The sequence below is a fragment of the Halomonas sp. MMSF_3323 genome (genome assembly GCF_030733595.1).
GTDB classification, from domain to species: Bacteria; Pseudomonadota; Gammaproteobacteria; order Pseudomonadales; family Halomonadaceae; genus Halomonas; species Halomonas litopenaei.
Genome location: NZ_JASHIT010000047.1, coordinates 1 through 21,750 on the forward strand (window position 1 = coordinate 1; position 21,750 = coordinate 21,750).

The 21,750-nt window shown below is 64.2% G+C and carries 18 protein-coding genes; 12 read left to right on the forward strand and 6 right to left on the reverse strand.

Annotated features, from left to right (window positions below; genetic code table 11):
- The first annotated feature begins 337 nt into the window (after nt 1-337).
- From RBB39_RS19665 to RBB39_RS19695, 7 genes are all read left to right on the forward strand, one after another.
- Nucleotides 338-2,560, forward strand: a complete 2,223-nt coding sequence (locus RBB39_RS19665) for a TonB-dependent siderophore receptor (protein WP_157032930.1) — start codon at nt 338-340, stop codon at nt 2,558-2,560.
- Between the two features lie 124 nt (nt 2,561-2,684).
- Complete coding sequence (locus tag RBB39_RS19670) at nt 2,685-3,680, forward strand: iron-siderophore ABC transporter substrate-binding protein (protein ID WP_045990933.1); 996 nt, start codon at nt 2,685-2,687, stop codon at nt 3,678-3,680.
- 52 nt (nt 3,681-3,732) lie between these two features.
- Nucleotides 3,733-4,755 carry an iron ABC transporter permease gene (locus RBB39_RS19675; RefSeq protein WP_045990934.1) on the forward strand — a complete coding sequence of 341 codons (1,023 nt, stop codon included), beginning with the start codon at nt 3,733-3,735 and terminating at the stop codon, nt 4,753-4,755.
- A gap of 44 nt (nt 4,756-4,799) precedes the next feature.
- A complete protein-coding gene (locus RBB39_RS19680) occupies nt 4,800-5,870 on the forward strand; it encodes an iron chelate uptake ABC transporter family permease subunit (RefSeq protein ID WP_045990935.1) in 1,071 nt (356 codons plus the stop codon).
- Nucleotides 5,870-6,739: an ABC transporter ATP-binding protein gene (locus RBB39_RS19685; RefSeq protein WP_083970163.1), complete on the forward strand. Its 870-nt coding sequence runs from the start codon at nt 5,870-5,872 to the stop codon at nt 6,737-6,739. The genes RBB39_RS19680 and RBB39_RS19685 overlap by 1 nt, the downstream gene beginning before the upstream one ends.
- Before the next feature lie 265 nt (nt 6,740-7,004).
- A complete protein-coding gene (locus RBB39_RS19690; protein WP_253029096.1) occupies nt 7,005-7,805 on the forward strand; it encodes an SDR family oxidoreductase in 801 nt (266 codons plus the stop codon).
- A 93-nt stretch (nt 7,806-7,898) separates the two neighbouring features.
- Nucleotides 7,899-8,588 (forward strand): DsbA family protein, encoded by a 690-nt coding sequence (locus RBB39_RS19695; RefSeq protein WP_045990937.1) that lies wholly within the window; start codon nt 7,899-7,901, stop codon nt 8,586-8,588.
- 109 nt (nt 8,589-8,697) lie between these two features.
- Here the strand turns inward: RBB39_RS19695 and RBB39_RS19700 are convergent, their stop codons facing one another.
- Both RBB39_RS19700 and RBB39_RS19705 read right to left on the reverse strand, forming a co-directional pair.
- Nucleotides 8,698-9,636, reverse strand: a complete 939-nt coding sequence (locus tag RBB39_RS19700; RefSeq protein WP_045990938.1) for an acetamidase/formamidase family protein — start codon at nt 9,634-9,636, stop codon at nt 8,698-8,700.
- Between the two features lie 118 nt (nt 9,637-9,754).
- On the reverse strand, nt 9,755-11,101 hold the full coding sequence (locus RBB39_RS19705) for an APC family permease (protein WP_045990939.1): 1,347 nt from the start codon (nt 11,099-11,101) through the stop codon (nt 9,755-9,757).
- Between the two features lie 289 nt (nt 11,102-11,390).
- On the opposite strand from RBB39_RS19705, the gene RBB39_RS19710 reads away from it, so the two are divergent.
- On the forward strand, nt 11,391-12,125 hold the full coding sequence (locus RBB39_RS19710; protein ID WP_045990940.1) for a FadR/GntR family transcriptional regulator: 735 nt from the start codon (nt 11,391-11,393) through the stop codon (nt 12,123-12,125).
- A 342-nt stretch (nt 12,126-12,467) separates the two neighbouring features.
- Here the strand turns inward: RBB39_RS19710 and RBB39_RS19715 are convergent, their stop codons facing one another.
- The 3 genes from RBB39_RS19715 to RBB39_RS19725 form a co-directional block, all read right to left on the reverse strand.
- Nucleotides 12,468-13,331 carry a glycine betaine ABC transporter substrate-binding protein gene (locus RBB39_RS19715; protein WP_045990941.1) on the reverse strand — a complete coding sequence of 288 codons (864 nt, stop codon included), beginning with the start codon at nt 13,329-13,331 and terminating at the stop codon, nt 12,468-12,470.
- Nucleotides 13,332-13,473: 142 nt separating this feature from the next.
- Nucleotides 13,474-14,724 (reverse strand): Xaa-Pro peptidase family protein, encoded by a 1,251-nt coding sequence (locus tag RBB39_RS19720; protein ID WP_108131689.1) that lies wholly within the window; start codon nt 14,722-14,724, stop codon nt 13,474-13,476.
- Nucleotides 14,725-14,759: 35 nt separating this feature from the next.
- Complete coding sequence (locus RBB39_RS19725) at nt 14,760-15,650, reverse strand: phytanoyl-CoA dioxygenase family protein (RefSeq protein ID WP_045990942.1); 891 nt, start codon at nt 15,648-15,650, stop codon at nt 14,760-14,762.
- Between the two features lie 111 nt (nt 15,651-15,761).
- Between RBB39_RS19725 and RBB39_RS19730 the strand changes: the two genes are divergently transcribed.
- Nucleotides 15,762-16,661, forward strand: a complete 900-nt coding sequence (locus RBB39_RS19730; RefSeq protein WP_045990943.1) for a LysR substrate-binding domain-containing protein — start codon at nt 15,762-15,764, stop codon at nt 16,659-16,661.
- 39 nt (nt 16,662-16,700) lie between these two features.
- Here the strand turns inward: RBB39_RS19730 and gcvA are convergent, their stop codons facing one another.
- On the reverse strand, nt 16,701-17,600 hold the full coding sequence (gcvA, locus tag RBB39_RS19735; protein WP_045990944.1) for a transcriptional regulator GcvA: 900 nt from the start codon (nt 17,598-17,600) through the stop codon (nt 16,701-16,703).
- Nucleotides 17,601-17,773: 173 nt separating this feature from the next.
- Between gcvA and RBB39_RS19740 the strand changes: the two genes are divergently transcribed.
- The 3 genes from RBB39_RS19740 to RBB39_RS19750 are packed head-to-tail and all read left to right on the forward strand — an operon-like array spanning nt 17,774 to nt 21,673.
- Entirely contained in the window at nt 17,774-19,267 is a 1,494-nt protein-coding gene (locus tag RBB39_RS19740) for an aldehyde dehydrogenase (RefSeq protein ID WP_045990945.1), read from the forward strand.
- A 10-nt stretch (nt 19,268-19,277) separates the two neighbouring features.
- Entirely contained in the window at nt 19,278-20,483 is a 1,206-nt protein-coding gene (locus RBB39_RS19745; protein ID WP_045990946.1) for an iron-containing alcohol dehydrogenase, read from the forward strand.
- Nucleotides 20,480-21,673, forward strand: a complete 1,194-nt coding sequence (locus RBB39_RS19750) for a mandelate racemase/muconate lactonizing enzyme family protein (protein WP_231498532.1) — start codon at nt 20,480-20,482, stop codon at nt 21,671-21,673. The genes RBB39_RS19745 and RBB39_RS19750 overlap by 4 nt, the downstream gene beginning before the upstream one ends.
- Nucleotides 21,674-21,750 lie beyond the last annotated feature (77 nt).

Genomic DNA, 21,750 nt, shown 5'->3' on the forward strand with positions numbered 1-21,750 from the left:
CCCGGGCCTCGCATCACCGCCAATGTCCCTTCCCACCTCCAGCGGCGTCTTCTACCGCCGGCCGCCTTCTGCCAGATCGTCGTCTTGCCCCTGGTCGTTCGCGTCAGGGCTGCTCTTCTTGCCTGGTTTCCTTTTCTTGCCTGACCTTCTCTTGGTTCCTGACCTTCTCCGCTTGCCCGGCCCCTGCACCAGGCCAATGGTGCCACTTCGCCAAAAAGTTCTGCCGTTTTGTGCATTTGTGGCATCTCGCATAGACAACTTGGCAGCGCTCATAAACACCCGCCAATGGAAACGTGAATAATTTGCATTCTTAAAACATAAACAGGGAACCCCTTTCGTGCCGCACCATTCCGCTCCCCTCACCTGCCTTGTTCCTGGCCGTCTCGTTCCGGGCCACCTCGTTCCTGGCCGCCTGGCTATCGCCATTGCCCTGGCCTCCGGTGCCGCCCTGTCGACCCCGGTGCTGGCCCAGGACGCCGAGCAACTCGCCAGCATGACCGTGGTCGGTGACGATCTGCGTGCCACCACCGAATCGACCGAGAGCTATCAGGTGGCCTCCAGCACCAGCGCCAACGGCCTGACGCTGACGCCGCGCCAGACGCCACAGTCGATCAGCTTCCTGACCCGCCAGCAGATGGACGACGAGGCCATCACCAGCACCACCGAGGCGGTGGAACGGCTGCCCGGCGTCTCGGCGATCCGTCTGGACGGCACTCGCACCAGCTTCCAGTCCCGCGGCTACACCATTCGCAACTTCCAGTTCGATGGCCTACAGAGCAATACCAGCGCGTTCTGGCCGTTCGGCGACGCCGAGTGGGACACCGCCATCTACGACCGGGTCGAGGTCGTGCGCGGCGCCACCGGCCTGATGACCGGGGTCGGCGATCCATCCGCCACCGTCAACTTTGTGCGCAAGAAGCCGCTGGACGAGGCGGCGGGTAGCGTGACTGCCGCGGTGGGCCGCTGGGACCGGGGGCGCGGCGTGGTCGATGTCAGCACTCCGCTGGACAGCGAGGGGCGCGTCGGCGTGCGCTTCGTGGCGGCCAAGGACAGCTCGGACAGCTTCATGGACGGCGTCGAGAACGACCGCGAGACCCTTTACGGGGTGATCGCCGCCGAGCTGACCGACAACACCGAGCTCAGCGTGGGCATCGAATACCAGCACTACGACCAGGATGGCGCCTACATCGGCGTACCGCAGTACTACCTGGACGGTGGCCGTACCGACTTCGACCGCTCCACCGCCAACAACACCGACTGGGCCAACTTCTTCACCGAGAACACCCGCGCCTTCGTCGACCTGACCCACCACTTCGACAATGGCTGGTCTGCCCGCGCCGCCTACAGCTACGGCGACGCCAACTATGGCCTGACCTACAACTACCGCGGCGGCTATCCGGATCGCGAGACCGGTGTGCTCTACTACACGCCCAGCTACGCCACCGAATCCTACCTGGTCGACTATCGCGGCGATCGCACCCAGAAGAATCTGCATGTCAGCGCCGAAGGTCCCTTCACCCTGTTCGGCCGCGAGCATCAGCTCGGCTTCGGCTACATGGACCTGCACGAGGACTACCAGATCAACAGTCGCGGCCCGGCCGGCGACGTGCCGGCGCTGGGCAGCTTCAGCGACCGCAACGACCCGGCCCTGGCAGAACCGGTCTGGGGCGAGTGGGGCCTGACCGATGACACCGTGACCGAACAGCAGGGCTACTACGCGGTATCCCGCTTCTCGCTGGCAGACCCGGTGCACTTTATCGTCGGCGCGCGCATGACCGACTGGAAGATCGACCAGGACTATCGCGGCGAGCGTGAGTACGAATACGACAACGAGTTCACCCCCTACGCGGGTCTGATCGTCGATATCACCGACGACCTCAGCGCCTACGCCAGCTACACCGAGATCTTCAACACCCAGAGCGAGCGCTCACCCAGCGGCGCCCTGCTGGATCCGCTGGAAGGCATCAACTACGAGGCCGGCCTCAAGGCCGAGCTGTTCGACGATCGTGCCGACGTGTCCTTCGCGGTGTTCCACAGCCAGCAGGACAATCTGGCGGTGGAAATCCCCGGGGTCTTCGTCGCGGGCACCACCGACCAGGCCTACACCACCACCGACGGCGCCGAGGTCGAAGGCTTCGAGCTCGAGATCGCAGGCGAGGTGGCCGACGGCGTCAACCTGTCCGCCAGCTACGCCCTGGTGGACGCCGAGGACGCCGACGGTGAGCAGCTCAACACCAGCTATGCCCGCCAGCAGGCCAAGCTGTTCGCCAGCTGGCAGCTGCCTGGCCGCTGGTCGAACCTGACCCTCGGCGGCGGTGCGCGCTGGCAGGGTGACACCTACCGCGACAACGACACCCCCAACGGCACCGAGAAGATCGGTCAGGGTGACGTCTTTGTCGCCGATGCCATGGCCCGCTATCGCATCAACGACAGCATGAGCGCCCAGCTCAACGTCACCAACCTGTTCGACGAGGAGTACTACTCGCAGCTCGGCTTCTATAGCCAGGGTATCTATGGCGAGCCGCGCAGCGCGCTGCTGAGCCTGACCTACGACTTCTAGTGCCCTGGAACGCCGAAACCTCGACATCCGCGTCGGGCGCTGTGCGCCCGACCGGCACTCGCGACACCACTGTCAAACCGGCTCTCCTGCGAGAGCCGGTCATCGCCTCTATAAGGAAGACCCCATGCCCCTGATCCACCCACGCTGGCCGCTCGGCCTTGTGTTACTCGCCGCCGTCCAGCCTGTCCTCGCCGCTGGCGACGATGGCTATCCAATCGAAATCGAGCACGCCCTCGGCGTCACCGTGATCGAGGAAAAGCCCGAACGGGTCGCCACGGTGGCCTGGGCCAACCACGAGGTGCCGCTAGCGCTGGGAGTGGTGCCGGTGGGCTTTCCCGCTACCACCTTCGGCGATGACGATGGCGATGGCCTCTGGCCCTGGGTGGAGCAGCGTCTTGACGAGCTCGACGCAGGCCCCCCCAACCTGTTCGACGAAGGCGATGGCATCGACTTCGAGGCGGTGGCCGCGAGCCAGCCCGACGTTATCCTGGCGGCCTATTCCGCCCTCAGCCGCTCCGACTACGACACCCTCAGCAAGATCGCCCCGGTGGTGGCCTACCCCGAAGCTCCCTGGTCGTCGGGCTGGCGTGACATGATCCGACTCAACAGCGCAGGCATGGGCATGGCCGAAGAAGGCGAGGCCCTGATCGCACGCCTGGAAGCCCAGGTGGAGCAGCAGATCACCGAGCACCCGGAACTCGCCGGCAAGAGCGCCATGCTGATCAGCCATATCAAGCCCACCGACCTCAGTCAGATCAACTTCTACAACGACAACGACGCCCGGGTGCGCTTCTTGCACGAGATCGGCCTGACCTCGCCCCAGTTCGTCACCGACAGCTCCGTTGACGGCCGTTTCGCCGGCTCCATCAGCGCCGAGCGTATCGACGAGATCGCCGATGTCGACATCATCATCACCTATGGTGGCGAGCCGCTGGTGGAGCGACTCAACGAGCATATGCTGACCTCGCGCCTGCCCGCGGTGGAACAGGGCTCGCTGGTGCTGCTCGGCAACAATCCCACCGGAACCGCAGCCAACCCGACGCCGCTGTCGATTCCCTGGGTGCTCGACGACTACGTCGAACGACTGGCCGAAGCCGCTCGCAAGCGTCAGCAACCCTGAATCAAGCGTCTGGACAGGATGGATACGCGCAAATGAGCAGGAAGGGAAGGATATGAAGGCAAGGCCGCTGGCGCCTGGCAGGACAGGCCATTCGCGCCCGACCGGCGTCTATCTGCTGCTGGCGGCGCTGGCCGCCAGCATCATGATGTCGGTGGTCATCGGCGCCAGGCCGACGGACCTGACCGCGCTCATGGGTCTGCTGGATGGGCGTATCGACTCCATCGACGAAGCGGCGATCGCCAGCCGTCTGCCCCGCACCCTGCTGGCGTTGCTGGCAGGGGCCGCGCTGGCCGTGGCCGGGGCGACCATGCAAGGCCTGACCCGCAACCCTCTGGCCGATCCAGGCCTGCTCGGGGTCAACGCCGGCGCCGCGCTGGCAGTCGTCATCGGCATCGCCTGGTTCGATATGCAGCAGGCCTCTGGTTACATCTGGGTGGCCATCGCCGGCGCCGGCGCCAGTGCACTGCTGGTCTATCTGGTGGCCAACCTCGGACGAGGCGGAGCCACCCCTCTCAGGCTGGCGTTGAGCGGCGCGGTGGTGACCGCCGCCCTGACCTCGCTGACCTCCGCCGTGATTCTACCCCGCGCCGACATCGCCGGGCTGATCCATTCCTGGCTGATCGGCGGCGTCGGCGGCGCTACCCTCGATCGCATCACCCCGGTGTTGCCCTTCCTGGTCCTGGGCCTTGCCGCGTCGCTGCTGGCGGCGCGCAAGCTCAACCTGATGGCGCTGGGCGATGAGGCGGCGACCGGCCTCGGCGAGCGCGTGGCCCTGGCCCGAGCGCTGGCCGCGGTGGGGGCCATCCTGCTGTGCGGGGCGACCACCGCGGCCTGTGGTCCCATCGGATTCGTCGGCCTGGTAGTGCCCCACGCGCTGCGCCTGCTGGTCGGTGCCGACTACCGCCGCCTGCTGCCGCTGTGTGCCCTCGGCGGCGCCCTGCTGGTCATACTGGCCGACACTCTGGGCCGGGTGCTGGTCCGTCCGGCAGAACTCGACGTCGGTATCGTCACCGCCCTGCTCGGCGGTCCGGTCTTCATCTGGATCGTCCGCCGCCATACGCTGAGGTCACTGTGACGACGACACCGACCACCTCCCAGCGAGCGACGGCCACTCAAGCCATGTCCCCCCGAGCGACGTCCTCTCAAGCAAGGTCCACCCAAGCAAGGTCCACGCCGTCGACCGTCAGGCAACTGCGACGGCAACGCCAACGCCAGCGCCGGCGGATCATTGCGCTGCTGCTGTGTGCGCTGCTTGCCGGGGTCTGCCTCACCCTGATGCTGGGCCAGTCGTGGATCGACCCTGCCACGGTGATCGCGGTGCTGTCCGGCGAGCAGGTACCCGGCGCCTCCTTCACCCTGATGGAGTTGAGGCTACCCCGGGCGCTGATTGCTGTGCTGGCCGGGGCCTGCTTCGGCCTCGGCGGCGCCGCCTTCCAGACCATGCTGCGCAATCCGCTGGCCAGCCCCGACGTGATCGGTATCAGCGCCGGCGCCAGCGCAGCGGCGGTCTTCGCCATCGTCATGCTGTCGCTGCGTGGCGCTCCGGTGGCACTGGTGGCCATCGTCGGCGGTCTTGGCGTCGCCGTGCTGATCTATGCCCTGTCGTGGCGCCGCGGCGTCGCCGATACCCGCCTGATTCTGACCGGCATCGGCCTCGCCGCCATGCTCCAGAGCGCCATCGCCTACCTGCTGACCCAGGCCCCGGCCTGGCCACTGCAGGAGGCCATGCGCTGGATGACCGGCAGCCTCAACAGCGTGCACCTGGATCAGAGCCTGCCCCTGGTGCTGGCGCTGATCGTGCTTGGCCTGCCGCTACTTCACTTCGCCAGGGACCTGGAGGCGATGCGCCTGGGCGATGACATGGCCCGGGGGCTCGGTGTCAGGCTGTCGCTCACCCGCCTGGGCATCGTGGTCGCGGCGGTGGGGCTGGTCGCCTTTGCCACCGCGGTGACCGGGCCGATCGCCTTCGTCGCCTTCCTCAGCGGCCCGGTCGCCGCCTGGTTGATCCGTCACAACGGCTCGGTGCTGATCCCCGCTGCCCTGGTCGGCGCCCTGTTCGTGCTGCTGGGTGACTTTATCGGCCAGCATCTGCTGCCGGCCCGCTATCCCGTGGGGGTGGTCACCGGCGTGATCGGCGCCCCCTACCTGATTACCCTCGTCATGCGCGACAACGCCCGAGGATCCACCTGATGACGCCTACCCGACTCAGTGCCCGAGGCCTGACCGCCGGCTACCGTGACCGAGCGGTCCTCGACAACATCGATCTGGAGGTCAAGCCAGCGGGTATCACCGCCATCGTCGGCGCCAACGCCTGCGGCAAGTCGACCCTGCTGCGTTCGCTGTCACGCCTGCTGGTGCCGCAGCGCGGCCAGGTATTGCTCGACGGCCACGACCTGCACCGGCTGCCCGCCAGGCGCCTGGCCCAGCGCCTGGGCCTGCTGCCTCAGGCGCCACTCGCCCCTGAAGGCATCACCGTGCTGGAGCTGGTCAGCCGTGGCCGCCACCCCCACCAGGGCATGTTTCAGCGCTGGAGCCGCGAAGACGATGACGCCGTCAGCGAGGCGCTGGAAGCCACCGACACCACCGGCCTCGCCGAGCGTGTGCTGGAGGAACTGTCGGGCGGCCAGCGCCAGCGGGTGTGGATCGCCATGGCCCTGGCCCAGCGCACCGAGGTGCTGCTGCTCGACGAACCCACCACCTATCTCGATATCCATCACCAGGTCGAGGTGCTCGATCTGCTCGAGGACCTCAACCGCCAGCGCGGCACCACCATCGTCATGGTGCTGCATGAGCTCAACCTTGCCGCGCGCTATGCCGATGAGTTGATCGCCATGGCCGCCGGCAAGGTCTACTCAAGCGGCCCGGCCAGTGAGGTGATGACCACCACCATGGTCAGGGAGGTATTCGGACTGGACAGCCACGTCTTCGCCGATCCCGTCAGCGGTCGCCCGATGATGGTCCCGCTGGGTCGACAGGACCGCAGGCCACACTCGCAGGCAAGGGCAGTGCACAAGGATCGTCGATCGACGGTCCCCGACACCGAAGCGTCATCATCGTGACATGACCTCGGCAGCACGCTGGGACTCGCGGTGGCGACGGTCGGCCGCCCTGATCACGATGCTGGCCATGATGTTGGCCAGGATACGGGCCAGGATGCCGACGCGATGCTGGCGCGATGGTTGAGCAGCGCCATCGCGGCACGTTAGGGTCCCGGATTGTCAAACGCCCGGAGGCAAGCACCCAGAGGCAAGTGCCCAGAGACCTTGCCAGGCGCTACGCCCAGGCGTGCCGCGACCGTTCCTTTTCCCAGACAGGAGCACGATGATGAAGACCATTCTGATCACCGGCGCCGGCAGCGGACTCGGCGAAGGTACGGCACTGGCCCTGGCCAGGGCGGGACACAAGGTCATCGCTACCACGGAGATCTGGCCCCAGGTCACCTCGCTCAAGGAAAAGGCCCGGCAGCAGGAACTGACGCTCACCGTCGAAAAGCTCGATATCACCGACAAGCGCGACCGCGACGCGGTGTTTTCCAGCTACGGACACCAGGTCGATATCGTGGTGGCCAACGCCGCCATCGGCGAGACCGGCGCGCTGGCCGAGATCCCGGTCGACCGGGTACGCCGAGTGTTCGAGACCAACGTCTTCTCGACCCTGGAATTCGTGCAGCCCTACGCCCGCGAGTTCGTCGAGCGAGGCAAGGGCAAGATCGTACTGACCTCCTCCATCGCTGGTTTCACCACCTTCCCCTACCTCGGTCCCTACGTCGCCTCGAAGCACGCCCTCGAAGGCATGGCGCAACTGCTCTACGAAGAGCTCGCCCCGCTGGGCGTCAAGGTGGCCACCATCAACCCCGGCCCCTTCCGCACCGGCTTCAACGACCGCATGTACAACACCCTGGACCAGTGGTACGACCCCGACGCCTGCTTCACCCCTGAAAAACCGATTCGCTCGGTGCAGCAGCAGTTTGCCGGCGACGACCTGCAGCAGGACCCGGCGGCGATGATCGACGAGATGGCACGACTGATCCCGCTGGACGAGCACCGCTTCCGCAATGTCTACCCGGACAGCTTCGAGGCCAGTGCCAAGGAATATCAGGATGGGCTGTGGGATCGACTCATCTGAGGCTTGTCTGTTGATCGTGTCCCGGGGCCTGTAAGGTTGGTTGCCCTGCTAACGACCAATCCGGGACACCTTTCTTCAGGAGTAGAGGCCGACATGCCCACATCCCCAGATAGCCGCGACAGCGACACCACCATCACCGTCGACATCGTCTCCGACGTCGTCTGTCCCTGGTGCATCATCGGCTACCGCCAGCTCGCCGAGGCGGCGCGCCAGAGCGGCATCGACATCGAGGTGCACTGGCACCCCTTCGAGCTCAATCCGCAGATGGGCGAGGAAGGCGAAAACCTGCGCGAGCATATCGCCGCCAAGTACGGCACCAGCGATGAGGACTCGCGCAGCGCACGGGAACGGCTCACCCAGATGGGCGCCGACCTCGGCTTCACCTTCAACTACACCGATGACATGCGCATGGTGAATACCTTCCGCGCCCACCAGTTGATCGACTGGGCGGAGCAGCGCTCTCCTGACGAAGGCCACCGCATGAAGCAGGCCCTGTTCAGCGCCTTCTTCACCGAACGTCGTGACCTCCACCGGATCGACGTGCTGGCCGATGTAGCGGCGAGTCTCGGCCATGACCGCGCCGAAGTAGTGACGATACTCGAGTCGGGCGAGCGCGGCGAATCGGTGCGACAGCGCCAGGCCTTCTGGCAACAGCAGGGCATCAGCGGGGTACCCGCCATGGTGTTCAACCGCCGCTACCTGGTCACCGGCGCCCAGGGCGTCGAGAACTACCAGGAAGTCCTTGCGCAGGTGGCCGCCGAGCGAGCCGAAGTGACGTCATGACGACAACGCCGGGTGCCACAACACCCGGCGTTATTGGTCAGGCCCGCGGGCCTGACCCTACGTTCTGACGAACGGAAAGGTCAGTTCAGCTCAACCCGGGATCATACACCTAGATGGCTCTAAGACTCTTCGAGCGGAAGATCGACCGAGGCATGTAGAAGGACACCACCCAGTTGGGCTGATCGACGATCTCGCTGACCCGTAGCCGCCCTGCCACGCTGCAAAGCGCGTAGGCCAGCTGCTCATCCATGCCGGCCTGACGGTGCAACCGATCGATCATGAAGCGCACCGCGTCACGGGCGCCCTGCATCAAGTCCGGCCCCACCCCGGTGGTGACCAGAAAGCCCGCATCTTCCTCGCTCGACGCTCCCGGCGGCACGTCGAACATCGGCGCAGGAATATTGCCCGCCTTGTGCAGACGCAATGTGGCCGTGGCGGCCATGCGGGTCTCTACCGCGGTTCCGCAGACCTCTCCGTCGCCCTGGCAGGCGTGGGTATCGCCGATACTCAGAAGTCCTCCCTTGACCTGCACCGGCAGGTACAGCCGAGCTCCCTTTACCAGGTCACGGATGTCGAGATTGCCACCGCAGATGCGCGGCGGCACGATGGAGTGCTGCCCCGGCTCGGCAGGCGCGAGCCCGATGGTACCGGCGAAGGGCCGAAACGGAATCACGATGTCCTCGTCGAAGTACACCGACTCGCTGTCGTACTCCGACACCTTGAGCCAGGGCGAGGTGAAATCGTCGGCCAGCAGCCCGAAACCCGGGATCAACCCCGTCCAGCCCCACTGCCCCGGTTCGAAGTCGACCAGCTCCACCTCGATCACATCGCCGGGTTCGGCATCCTCCATATAGAGGGGGCCACACACCGGATTGAGCTCCCCTGCCGGCAGCCGGGTCAGCGCGTCGGCCTGGCTGTGTCGGGTAATCAAGCCACCGCTGGCATCGAGAATATCGAAGCGCCGAGTATCACCGGAACTGATCGTTTCCTGCGGCTCGAGGGCGTGGTCAAAACAGTGATGAACGTCGTGTATCGTCTTGATCTTCATTCTTGTGTCTCCACCTCGAGGCGCCGGTCGTCTCCGCCGACCGACGCCTCGAGTGTTTTCAATTGGCCCTGGGCGCTGTTCTCAACATCGACGAGCGCAGGCACTTTTCAGGCAAGCCTTAGATTTCTATCTGCACGGCACGTCCACCGCGCTTGGCAAAGGCGTAGACGCCGACACCGACAACCGCCCATGCCAGCCCGATCAGCACGGTATAGGACTCGAACCCGCTCCAGATGTAGCCGACCACGGCCAGGCCGAGCAGCGGACACAGGATATGCAGGAAAGGATTGGCTGCCTTCTTCTTGAACACGAAGTAGTAGAGCGTGGTGATGTTCAGAATGATGAAGGCGGTCAGGGCGCCGATTGTCACGATGGAGGTCAACAACGCCAGCTGCTGCATGAAAGCGATCCCCGCGACGATGGACACGGCACCGACCAGCAGCGCACTGACGTAGGGCGTCTTGAAGCGCGGGTGAACGCGAGCCAGCGGCGCCGGCAGCAGCCGATCACGGCCCATGCTGTAGAGGATTCGCGCGGTCGCGATCTGGGCCACCAGGGAGTCAGCGACGCCCCAGGCGATAGCGGTGGTCGCGGCGGTCAGCACCGCCAGCCAGCCGCCCCCGGCGATACGTGCGGTTTCATAGAAGGCGGTGTCGAGATTGTTGAACGAGGCGGGATCGGGCTGGATCAGCGCCGCCACCCAGGTCTGGGCGATGAACAGGCCACCGATGATCAACAGCACCAGGAAGATCGCCTTGCTGACCGCCTTGCCACCGCCCTTGGCCTCTTCCGCCAGGGTGGAGATGCCATCGAAACCCAGAAAACTGAGCACCGCGATCGGCACCGCAGAGATGATCAGCCCCAGCGAGAAGTCATCGGCATCGTAGACCGGGGCCATCGAGAAGACGGCACCGTTGACGTTGTTGCTGATGGCCACCACCCCCACCACCAGAAACACCGCCAGCACCAGCAGTTCGGCCACCAGCATCCAGCGGTTGAAGGCGGCGGTAAAGCTGATGCCGCGAATATTGATGTAGGTGTTGAATACGACGAAGGCCACCACCAGCAGGATCGGTGACAGCGACGGGAAGATGTCGTGAATCGCCAGCGCCCCCACCACGTACAACAGCGCCGGAATCAGGATGTAGTCCAGCAGCATGATCCAGCCCGCGACGAAGCCGGCAAAGCTGCCCGCCCCGCGGGACACGTAGGAGTACACCGAGCCTGCTACCGGGAATTCCTTGGCCATCTGGGAGTAGCAGATGGCGGTAAACAGCATCCCCACCAGTCCGATGACATAGGCGGTGACGATCATGCCACCGCTGGCGCTCATGACGTGGCCGAAGATACCGAAGGGAGCGATCGGCACGATGAAGATCAGGCCGTAGATCACCAGATCTCTCAGCTTGAGCGTTCGTGAGAGTTCCTGGGTGTAGCCCAGACTCTCCAGGGTATTGTCACTCATCGGTGATTTCCTCTTGTTCTAGTTGGCAAGGCGGGGATCTCCCGCCATCGAGCGGTCGAAGACGTCCACCGGGTCGAGGCTGCCTGCGTGGCGACACTGGGCGGCCTCTTGCTGTGCATTCCCTTGGCCGGTCAAGAATCTGACGGCGCCGTGTATACTCGAACCCGCCAGCAGACCCGGACGCGGTTCGCGACCTGCGACAGTGCGCCGGACACAGCGACGTTGGCCGCTTCATTTTTAGAAAATCACACTTAAAGGTATTGTGACAATACCTTTTGGAGAGAACCCTATGATTGAACCGTCTCGAACCGACCTGCCAGGCGCCGGCGGCGCCCGCTCGGCCACCCAGGAGCTGGCGGACCGGATCGTGACGGCGATCGCCATTGGCGCTTACTCCCCCGGGGATCGCCTGCCGCCGGAGCGCGACCTGGCGGAGCGCCAGGGGGTCAGTCGCGTCACCGTCCGCGGCGCCTTGAAGATCGTGGGCGAGCTTGGCCTGATCGAATCCCGCCGTGGTCGTGATGGCGGTACCTTTGTCACCTTCAAACGGGTCGACGAGGCCTCGCCCAACACCGCCCAGCGTATCCTCGGACAGGAGCTGCCCCAGCTCAGGGACTTCTTCGACTATCGCTGTCTGGTGGAGGGGCTGGTGGCCAGAACCGCCGCCGAGCGTCACGACGAGGCCCAGGCCAAAACGTTGCAGGCGCTGCTGGACCGCTTCTGCGACACCGACGACGCCTCCGTCGCCCGCCAACTCGATGAGCGCCTTCACGACTGCATCATGCAGATGGCCGACAATCACCATCTGGTCGCGCAGTCACGCCAACTGACGGCGCGAGCCACCCTGGGATTCGGCTCTGAACCCTACCCCGCCGAATCATTGCCAAGGGCAAGACGGGAACATCGTGAACTGGTCCAGGCCATCCTCGAACGACGCGCAGACGACGCCTTCAGCGTCGCCCAGCATCACTTCACACTGACGCTTGCGATCATGGAACATTCACTGGATGGGCGACCGCTCTAGCCCGACTCCCGGGAAAGCGGCTTTGGTGAGGGGTTTGATGAAGGGCTTTGGCGCAGAGCTCAGGCGTAAACGAAGGGGGAATACTGGCCAAGCGGTAGGGACGTCGCACTAGCCTCAATGGCACCTCCCTGGTGGGGCTCCACCTCCACCATTGTCATGGTGACGAGATGGAACCCTGGTCGTTTGAAAACGTTCTTCAAACAGAAAAGTCGGTCGACTTCATGACCACAGATGGCCGTACCACCCAGGGACGACGATAGCGAAGCGGGCCGGCGACGTCGCCTTTTCTCCCATCGCGTCTTCGGGTACGGCCGGTTGCGCACGGCCCTTCAAGGCAATGGGCTAGCCGGAGGCGTCGTCGATCCAGCTATCGACCAGATCACGATTGTCGTTGATCCAGTCCCGGGCACCCTCTTCGGGATCCCCTGTTTCCTCTATCCGAGCCATCAGCGTTCCAAGGCTATCATCATCCATATGCCAGGCATTGAGCACCGATGTCAGCCAGGGATCATCCTCGTCCAGACCGGGGCGTGCCATCCAGTAGATGTCCTCGTTGTCACCATAGATCCCCTTGGGATCCTCGAGGTACTTGAGGTCGTACTCGGCGAAGGCCCAGTGAGGACTCCACAGCGTCACCACCATCGGCTCTTCGCGGCTGTAGGCACCATCAAGCGCCGCCATCATCGCCGGTCCAGAGCTATTGATCTGGTCAAAGGGCAAATCATAGGCGCTGATCACGTCGTCGGTCAGGCCCGCAATGGCAGACCCCGAATCGATGCCAAGAATTGAGGGGCCGCCCTGATACTCGTAACGCTCAGCCTGTTCCTTCAGCTCGGCAATGCTGTCGATATCGGCGTAGCTTGGGACCACCAGCCCCAGGCCAGTCCCGCGATACCAGACATCGTGGACGTCGATGCGATCGCGGTATGGTTCCAGAAAGGGCGCATCGGTGGTCGGCAACCAGATCTCGAGTGAAAGGTCGAAGTCGCCACTGGCAAGACCACTGTAGAGCACACTCTTGCCGACATCCGACAGCTCGATGTCATAGTCATGCTCCTCCTCGAGGAGAATCTTCCACATGTTGGCAACGGCGATGTTTTCGGCCCAATTGTTGGTGCCGATGGTCAGTGACTTGTCGTCGGCAACGGACACATTGCCAGCAGACATGACACCCAGCGCCAGCAGAGTTACGGAAAATTTCTTCATGAAAACTCCTTCTTCTGATTGTCGGCAAGGCAAGTGGAAAAGCCTAGCATGAGACGATGCTGATCAAGCCGACGCATTTCTCATACCTTGCATGAGTTAACGGAATGCGCCACCCACGATCGGTGGCGCATCCTGGGGATCGTCAGCCCAGCAGACGGGCATCGAATGGATAGTCCGACAGCAGCTCCACCTGGCCGTCTTCGCGGACGTATAGCTGTTCTTCGAGCTTCACCCCTTCGCCCCCAGCTTCATGACCGATGAAGCTCTCGACACACAGGGTCATGCCGGGTTCGATAACGCCGTCGTAGCCCTTATCGTCGATGTCCTCGCGGTGCACGATGTAGGGATACTCGCCATTCATGCCGACCCCGTGAGCCAGGGCAAAGTAGCGGCGAGACTTGTAGGCGGGAGGAATCTCCCAGGCACGCTCGGCGTATTCCTTGAAGCTCACCCCAGGCTTGAGATTAGCCATGTTGGTCTGAATCTGGTCGTACGCCATGCGATACAGATCTTTCTGCGTCTGAGATGGGGCATCACGCCCGCACAGGAAGGTGCGCGAAAAGTCGGCGTAGTAGCCGTAGCGTCCGACCACATCGGTATCCAGCGCTACCAGCTCTCCTGACTGGATACGGCGGTCGGAACACTCCTGAAACCAGGGGTTGGTTCTCGGCCCGGAGTTCATCAGACGCGTCTCGATAAAATCCGCATCGGTCGCGACGATATGCTGGTGCAGCTTCGACCAGGCTTCGTTCTCGGTCACGCCGGGCCGAATGCTGGCCTCAAGTTGACGCACGCCCTCCTCCACAGCACGCAACGACGAGCGGATCATCTTGATCTCATTGGGCACCTTGTAGGCACGGGCCTGCTCGAGTGGCTCCTGGGCATCCAGCACCCGGTAACCACGCTCCTTCAGCGCAAACGCCGCCTGGGAGGTCGCGCTCTCCAGTGCCACCTTGCCGCCACCGCCGCACTGGCGCTGAATCAGGTCGTCGATTTCATCGGCCCAGGCCTCGGTGACCGCGTGGGTATTACGCTCGTTGAAGTAGTACGAGATCGCCTTCGCCGGACGGATCTCGTCGATCGTCGGCAGATGAGAGGCCAGATGCTCGCACCCGGAAAACTCGAACAACACTACCGGCCCCTCGGCGGGCACGAAGGCATAGCGCGCCGGGTTGCGCGAGCTGTAGACCTGCATGTTTCTGGAACCGGTGGCATAGCGCACATGGGCCGGGTCAAACAGTACCGCGGCTGAAATGTCGCGCGACTTGAGCTGAGCCCGTACGCGAGCAAGCCGGTCAAGCAGGATCTGCGGGATCTCCTGCTGCGTCGGTTCACAGTCTTCGGGGCGATGGGTCGGGGGCAGGATGCCCATTGCGTCCAGATCCATATTCATCAGCGTTGCTCCCTGGGATTGAATGGCGAAGGGGCTCAGTCGAGCAGGCCATCGGCGCGTTCGGCCCGATCCTGTTCGGCCTGGATATGCAGCTCGGACACCCGGCCATACAGCTGGCGGGTGCGCTCGAGACGACCGACCACGCCAGGCGTCTTGGAATACGCAAAGATCGCCGTCAGTCGCGGCGTGTCACCCTCCACACGAGTCACGCGATGCAGGCTGAAGCGCCCCTTGAACAGCTGAAGATCACCGGGTTGCAGGTCCAGGCGACGCACGCCTTCACGTGTTTCGCCGCGAATCACCGCGCCGACTCCCTCGTAGTTCTCCTCCTGGGGCGTACGGATGTCCGGGCAGTACTCGAAGCTGCCGCCTTCTTCTGGCGCCTGGGTCATCATGGTGACGATGAATTCATTGGTGTCGTAGTGCCATGGCTGCTGGGTGCCGTCGGGCAGCACGTTGAGCACCAGCCCGGCATAGGGATCGGCATACTCATACACCTTGTCCTCGCCAAGGCAGCGGGCGACCAGCGACTTCATGCCTGGCGAAACGTACATGCGCTGCATGATGCGATCCGCCGTGATCATGTCGCGGGTCACGAAACCGCTGGTGCGGGTCATGAACAGCCGGCGAGGATCCTGCTCAGGCAACTCGGGATCGTCAGCGGTAAAGTAGGCGTTCACCTCACGGCTGTTGTAGAAGCTCTTCTGCGCCAGTTCATGGCACTCCTCGCGCATCTGCGCCAGTCGGTCCTGGCGCAGGAAACCGCGAAGCACCGCACAGCCCTCGCGATCAAGGTCCTTGCGGGCCGTGGCGATGGCCGACAGCAGGACAGGATCATCAGGACGATCGAGAGGATAGCGTTCGCTATCGACCAGGTCTGTCAGGTCATGGCGTTCGGCATCGGCCAGTTGCTGTGCAGTAAGCATCAGGGTTCTCCTCGGTGAGCCGGGGAAGGGACGACCAGTCGACGCTGGTCTCGTCTTGGGTTCAGCGGCATAGTGGGGAAACTTCAATCATCGAGGAAACGATTCGTTCCGATGCATTCCATCGACAAAACCGATGGGCATAGCCTGCCGATCCTGGACACCGAACTGCTCAGCGCCTTCGTGGCGGTGATCGAGAATGGGGGATTCACGGCGGCCGCCCGGCAGTTGCACAAGACGCAATCGACCATCAGCCAGCGCATTCGCACCCTGGAAGAGCGCGTAGGCAGTCCGCTGGTATATCGCACCAGCCGTCAACTCAGCCTGACCGAGGATGGCGAGATCTTTCTGGTCTACGCGCGCCGCCTGCTGCAGTTGCAGCGCGAAGCCATCAGCGCTCTCGGTCATGGGGATCGCGACGGGGTGATTCGTTTCGGACTGCCTGAAAACTACGCCGAGATCTGGCTGCCGCGACTGCTGGATCGCTTCGCTCAGCGCCATCCTCGTATTCGCCCGCATATCCACTGCCGCATGTCGAGCGAGCTGATCGAGGCACTCGAGGCCGGCGAACTCGACCTGGCGCTCACGGTGCGTCACGCCAATCATGGCAATGGGGACATCCTGGCCGCCGAATCCCTGGTGTGGGCCGCCCATCGCGACTTCGATCACGACCCTCAGGCAGCGCTACCGCTGGCGCTGTTCCCCGACCACTGCCCCTACCGGCAACGCGCCCTCGACAGCCTGACGCGCCAAGGTCGCCAGTGGTCGCTGCACTACACCAGCCAGAGCCCCACCGGCCTGCGCATGGCGGTGAACCAGCGCGACGCAGTGACCGTCGCTGATCGCCGCACCCTACCCGATGATTGGCGCATACTCGGCGACACCGATGGCCTCCCGCCGCTGCCACCGGCCGAGCTCGAGCTCCATCGTTCGCCAAGCTTCCAGCACCCCGCAGGGGACGAACTGATCATGCTGATCCGTGAACTGCTGACCTCTGACACAACGATCGGCTGAAGCGAATTGGCGCGTTTCCAGTGAGCATCGACGCCACACTCACGCAGGTGGATCGCTGATCTCCTGGCGCAGCCAGCGACGAAACAGCGCCATGTTGGTGGAATCCTGCTGCTCTTGACGCGTCACCAGCCAGTAGGACTGATGGCCGGTGACCTCGACGTCCAGCAGTTGCACCAGATCCCCGCGCATCAATTCACGGCCGATCATGTGGCGATCGGCCACCGCCACCCCGATGCCATTGATGGCCGCCTGGATGGCGAGCTCGAGGACGTCGAAGGCCAGCCCCCCATCTGTCTCGACGCCTTCGATGCCTGCCGCTCGCAGCCAGTGCTGCCAGGTCTGGAAACGGTCATCGTCTCGAAGTACATGCAGCAGGGTATGACGAGTCAGATCCACCTCACGCCCTCGCCGCCCCTCCAGCAACTGCGGGGCACACACCGCCACATGGGATTCCTGCATCAGCAGCTCGGCGTCGAGCTCCGGCCATTCGCCGGCGCCGAAGCGAATCACGCCGTCCATCTCGGCATGATTCAACAGATCATCTTCGAATCGGGTGGTGATCGACAGGTCCAGCGAGGGGTGCAGCGCGTGCAGCCGACCGAGCCGCGGCACCAGCCAGCGACTGGCAAAGGTCGGCGGCACATTGATCCTCAAGTGGGATAACTGCTGCTGGTCCTCCAGCGCACCGACGGTCCAGGCGATCCGATCAAAGGACTGCCTGAGTACCGGCAGCAGCCGATTGCCTGCAGCGGTCAACCGCAATTGCCCGCCACTTCGGTCGAACAGCGCCACTCCGAGCTGCTCCTCGAGCAGCTTGACCTGGCGGCTCACGGCGCTCTGGGTCACACACAGGCGGGTCGCTGCCTGGGTAAAGCTCAGACACTGGGCGGCGGCCTCGAAGGCCTTGAGGGCGTTGAGTGGTGGTAGTGAACGCTGCATGGGCTCCCCTTAGAAAAACTCGTGACGAATCATCAATTCTGCACAAAACATCGAAGAATACCCCGATCTTCATGACTTTTACGAATGGTGCGACTGCAAAATGGTCGTTTGTTGCAGCGTCTGCTGCTGCCTAGGATGCCGACTACAGTTCATGACCTCGGGAGATTCACACGATGACAGAGCGCTCATTGACCGACTGGCAGCAACTGGCCAGTAGCCTGAGCCTGCCGCACCAGGCCTACCTGGGCGGTCAGTTCTGTGACGCGGCCGGTGGGGCGACCTTCACCGCCGAGAATCCCGCCACCGGCGAATCCCTCGTCGCCGTCGCCGCCTGCCAGGCAGAAGACGTCGATCGTGCCGTCACGATTGCCCGTGACACCTTCAATGCGGGGACCTGGCGCGACCTGCCACCCACCGAGCGCAAGGCTTATCTGCTGCGCTGGGCGCAATTGATCGAGCAACACACCGACGAAATTGCACTGCTCGAGACCCTCGAGACCGGCAAACCCATCTCTCAGACCACCAGCGTCGATATCCCTGGGCTGATCGGTGGTCTGCGCTACTACGCCGAGGCCCTCGACAAGCTCTACGGCGAGACCGCCCCGAATGGACCTTCCAGCGTGTGCATGATCGACCGGGAGCCGGTGGGCGTGGTCGCGGCGGTAGTGCCCTGGAACTACCCCTTGATCATCGCCGGCTGGAAGATCGGCCCGGCGCTGGGTGCAGGCAATTCCCTGATCCTGAAGCCCGCCGAGCAGTCCAGCCTGGCGACGTTGAAGGTTGCAGCGCTGGCCGCCGAGGCGGGTATTCCCGACGGTGCCTTCCAGGTCGTCACCGGACTCGGCCACGAGGCCGGTGAAGCCCTGGGGCGCCACATGGACGTCGATGCGGTTGGCTTCACCGGATCCACCGAGATCGGCAAGCGGTTTCTGGCCTACTCGGCGGAATCCAACATGAAGCGAGTCGGCCTGGAGTGCGGCGGCAAGAGCCCACATATCGTCACTCGTGACGTCGAGGATCTGGACAAGATCGCGATGTATGTCGCCTACGGCGTCTGGTACAACCAGGGCCAGACCTGCCACGCCGGCACGCGACTGATCGTCGACCGCGAGGTCAAGGAAGCCCTGCTGGAACGACTGGAAAGCTGGGCCGACAAGCTGGCACCCGGCGATCCCCTCGACCCCGCCAATCAGATCGGCGCCATGATCGAGCAGCCCCAGCTGGAAAAGGTCCAGCACTACCTGGCCGAGGGCCAGCGGGAAGGCGCGCGGCTACGCTTCGGTGGTGAACGGGTTCACCGTGACAGCGGCGGCTACTACCTGACACCGGCGGTGCTGGATGACGTCAGCAACGATATGCGTGTGGCCCGCGAGGAGATCTTTGGTCCCGTACTGGTGGTGCTCACCGTGGATTCACTCGATGAAGCCATCACCATTGCCAATGACACCGACTATGGTCTGGGCGCCGCTATCTGGACCGACAAATTGAGCGACGGCCATCGCGCCGCCAAGGCCTTGCGCGCCGGTACCGTGTGGGTCAACTGCTATGACCACACCTCCATCAACGCGCCCTTCGGCGGCTTCAAGCAGTCGGGACAGGGCCGCGACAAGTCGCTTCACGCCTTCGACAAGTACACCGAACTCAAGACCACCTGGATCGAGATCTGAGGAGCCCAGCATGCGACAGGACTACGCAAACGGCCGCCAGGCTCCCGTCTTCGCAGGCCCCGGCTGCCTATCTCGCCTCCCGGAACTGCGTCGACAGCACGCAGCCAAGCGCTACCTGCTGATTACCGACGCCGGACTCGAGGCCAGCGGTGTGCTCGCCCCCTTTGTGGCCGAACTGGAGCAGGATGCAGCGCTTAGCCGCTTCGTCGCTCCTCCTGGCGAGCCTACCGTGGCGACCGTCGACCAGGCGGCTCGGGTGGTCCGCGAGCTCGACGCTCCGCTGGTGATCGGCATCGGCGGCGGCACCGCACTGGACATCGCCAAGCTGGTGGCGGCTCTGGCGGGAAGCCCCGGACAAATGGATCAGTATCTGCTGGGCCGCAGCCCGTGGTGTGGCAGGGCACCGGCGGTGATGGTCCCCACCACCTCCGGAACCGGGAGTGAAGTCACCCGCACCTCGATACTGGCCGACGACACCGGACGCAAGATGTGGGCCTGGGGTGACGAGCTGCTGCCCGATGCCGTGCTGCTCGACCCGCGACTCACTTGCTCGCTGCCTGCCCCGCTGACCGCGGCGACGGGCCTGGACGCCTTCGTCCACGCCCTGGAGGCGACCACCGGCCGCAATCGCAACCGGCTGATCGAAAGCCAGGCACTGGCCGCCATTCGCCTGATTGGTGCCTCGTTGCCCGAGGCGGTGCATGACCCGCACAACCTCCAGGCTCGCCAACAGCTTCAGGAAGCCGCCTGCCTCGCCGGCATGGCCATCGACAACGGCGGCACCGGCATCGCCCACAACATCGGTCATGCCCTGGGCAGCCTCTACCATCTGCCCCACGGAGTGGCGGTGGCGATCGCCGTCGAGGCGACGCTTGGCTGGTCGGTCACCGGGCATGAAGCCATCTTCGCCCCCAGCGCCCATGCGCTGCTGCCTGGCAGCGGTGCCGAGGAGTTGCCGGCGCTGATCCGCGAACTCGCCGACGCCAGTGCCTTCGACCTGGCACTCGCGCCGTTTACCGGCGTCGAGATGGACGCCTCGCGATTGGCCGAGGAGATGCGCGACGAGGCCAACGCACCGATGGCCAACAACGCGGCACGCCGACCCGAAGGTGATGACTGGCAGACCCTGGCGGAACTCACCGTTACCAGCTTCCAGCGTCGCCGGCAGCGTCTGCAGCAGGGTTCGTCCGCCGAAGCGCAGGAGGCACTCGCATGACGACGCCGCGACTCAACGATATGCAGACCCCGCTCTTCACCGCCCCCGGCCAGGCGTGTCGAATTGCACGCATCGAGATCAGCCATCACCAGTTCGAGCTTGATCCCCCCTTTCCCGCAGCCTGGGACAGCCAACCGCGCCGTCGTTTCCCGGCGACCCTGGTGCGGGTGATCGACAGCGAAGGACGCGAAGGGATCGGCTCCGGGGATGTGATGTACGGCTTTGATGACTTTCGTCATCTGTTCATCGGCGAGGATCCACTCGATCTGGAGCGCCACGCTGGCGTGATCGATAACATCGGCTTCCACGCTGGCCGCTGCTGGCCCCTGGAGGTCGCCCTGTGGGACCTCGCCGGCAAGATCCTCGAGACCCCGGTCTGGCGCCTTATGGGCGGTGTCTCGAACCGTTTGCGTGCCTACGCCTCGAGCGGCACCCATCGTCCCCTCGACGAGGTGGTCGCTCTGGCAGAACAAGTGAAGGCGTCAGGCATTGCTGCCTTGAAGCTACGCTTCGGGCGTCCCCGTCTGGAAGAGGATCTGGCCGTGCTCGGCGCCGTTCGCAGTGCCGTCGGCGATGCACTGGAGCTGATGGTCGACTGCAACCAGGGATGGCGCATGCCCTGGGACGTCAAGGCACCCTGGCAGTTTTCCCAGGCGCTGGAAGTGGCCCGGGAGCTCGAGAACCAGGGCGTCTACTGGATGGAGGAACCTCTGTACCGCGGCGACTACGAGGGTATGGCCAGACTGAACGAGGCGACCTCGCTGCACATCGCCGGTGGCGAAATGACACGAGAACCCTACGAGTTCACTGAAATGCTGCGTCAGGGATGCCTCGATGTCTATCAGCCCGACGCCGTCTGCTCGGTGGGCATGCTGGGGTTGGCGCGCCTGGCCCGTCAGATCGTCGACGCCGGCAAGCTGTTCACGCCACATACCTGGGGCAACGGCATCGGCGTCATTGCCAACCTGCACCTGACCGCCGGTGCTGTCGGCCCGGCCGGCGCGCCCTATCTGGAGTATCCCTTCGACCCACCGGAATGGACACCGGAAAAGCGCGACTTCCCGCTGACAAGCCCACTACTGGCAGACAAGGAAGGATGGCTGACGCTGTCGGAGGCTCCCGGCCTCGGCCTTGACCTGGACGAAGAACGCCTGGCCGCCAACCGTGCCGACCAGGCCACCTACCAGTAGTTCGACCCACAGTCGTTCAACAAGGCTGGCACAGATCCAACTCGGCCGAGTTTGCACCACGCCGTCCTGCGTCGACG

Coding starts and splice junctions, on each gene's coding strand:
- RBB39_RS19670 (WP_045990933.1), top strand. CDS start 2,685: ATGCCCCTGATCCACCCACGCTGGCCGCTCGGCCTTGTGTTACTCGCC.
- RBB39_RS19675 (WP_045990934.1), top strand. CDS start 3,733: ATGAAGGCAAGGCCGCTGGCGCCTGGCAGGACAGGCCATTCGCGCCCG.
- RBB39_RS19680 (WP_045990935.1), top strand. CDS start 4,800: ATGTCCCCCCGAGCGACGTCCTCTCAAGCAAGGTCCACCCAAGCAAGG.
- RBB39_RS19685 (WP_083970163.1), top strand. CDS start 5,870: ATGACGCCTACCCGACTCAGTGCCCGAGGCCTGACCGCCGGCTACCGT.
- RBB39_RS19690 (WP_253029096.1), top strand. CDS start 7,005: ATGAAGACCATTCTGATCACCGGCGCCGGCAGCGGACTCGGCGAAGGT.
- RBB39_RS19695 (WP_045990937.1), top strand. CDS start 7,899: ATGCCCACATCCCCAGATAGCCGCGACAGCGACACCACCATCACCGTC.
- RBB39_RS19700 (WP_045990938.1), bottom strand. CDS start 9,636: ATGAAGATCAAGACGATACACGACGTTCATCACTGTTTTGACCACGCC.
- RBB39_RS19705 (WP_045990939.1), bottom strand. CDS start 11,101: ATGAGTGACAATACCCTGGAGAGTCTGGGCTACACCCAGGAACTCTCA.
- RBB39_RS19710 (WP_045990940.1), top strand. CDS start 11,391: ATGATTGAACCGTCTCGAACCGACCTGCCAGGCGCCGGCGGCGCCCGC.
- RBB39_RS19715 (WP_045990941.1), bottom strand. CDS start 13,331: ATGAAGAAATTTTCCGTAACTCTGCTGGCGCTGGGTGTCATGTCTGCT.
- RBB39_RS19720 (WP_108131689.1), bottom strand. CDS start 14,724: ATGAATATGGATCTGGACGCAATGGGCATCCTGCCCCCGACCCATCGC.
- RBB39_RS19725 (WP_045990942.1), bottom strand. CDS start 15,650: ATGCTTACTGCACAGCAACTGGCCGATGCCGAACGCCATGACCTGACA.
- RBB39_RS19730 (WP_045990943.1), top strand. CDS start 15,762: ATGCATTCCATCGACAAAACCGATGGGCATAGCCTGCCGATCCTGGAC.
- gcvA (WP_045990944.1), bottom strand. CDS start 17,600: ATGCAGCGTTCACTACCACCACTCAACGCCCTCAAGGCCTTCGAGGCC.
- RBB39_RS19740 (WP_045990945.1), top strand. CDS start 17,774: ATGACAGAGCGCTCATTGACCGACTGGCAGCAACTGGCCAGTAGCCTG.
- RBB39_RS19745 (WP_045990946.1), top strand. CDS start 19,278: ATGCGACAGGACTACGCAAACGGCCGCCAGGCTCCCGTCTTCGCAGGC.
- RBB39_RS19750 (WP_231498532.1), top strand. CDS start 20,480: ATGACGACGCCGCGACTCAACGATATGCAGACCCCGCTCTTCACCGCC.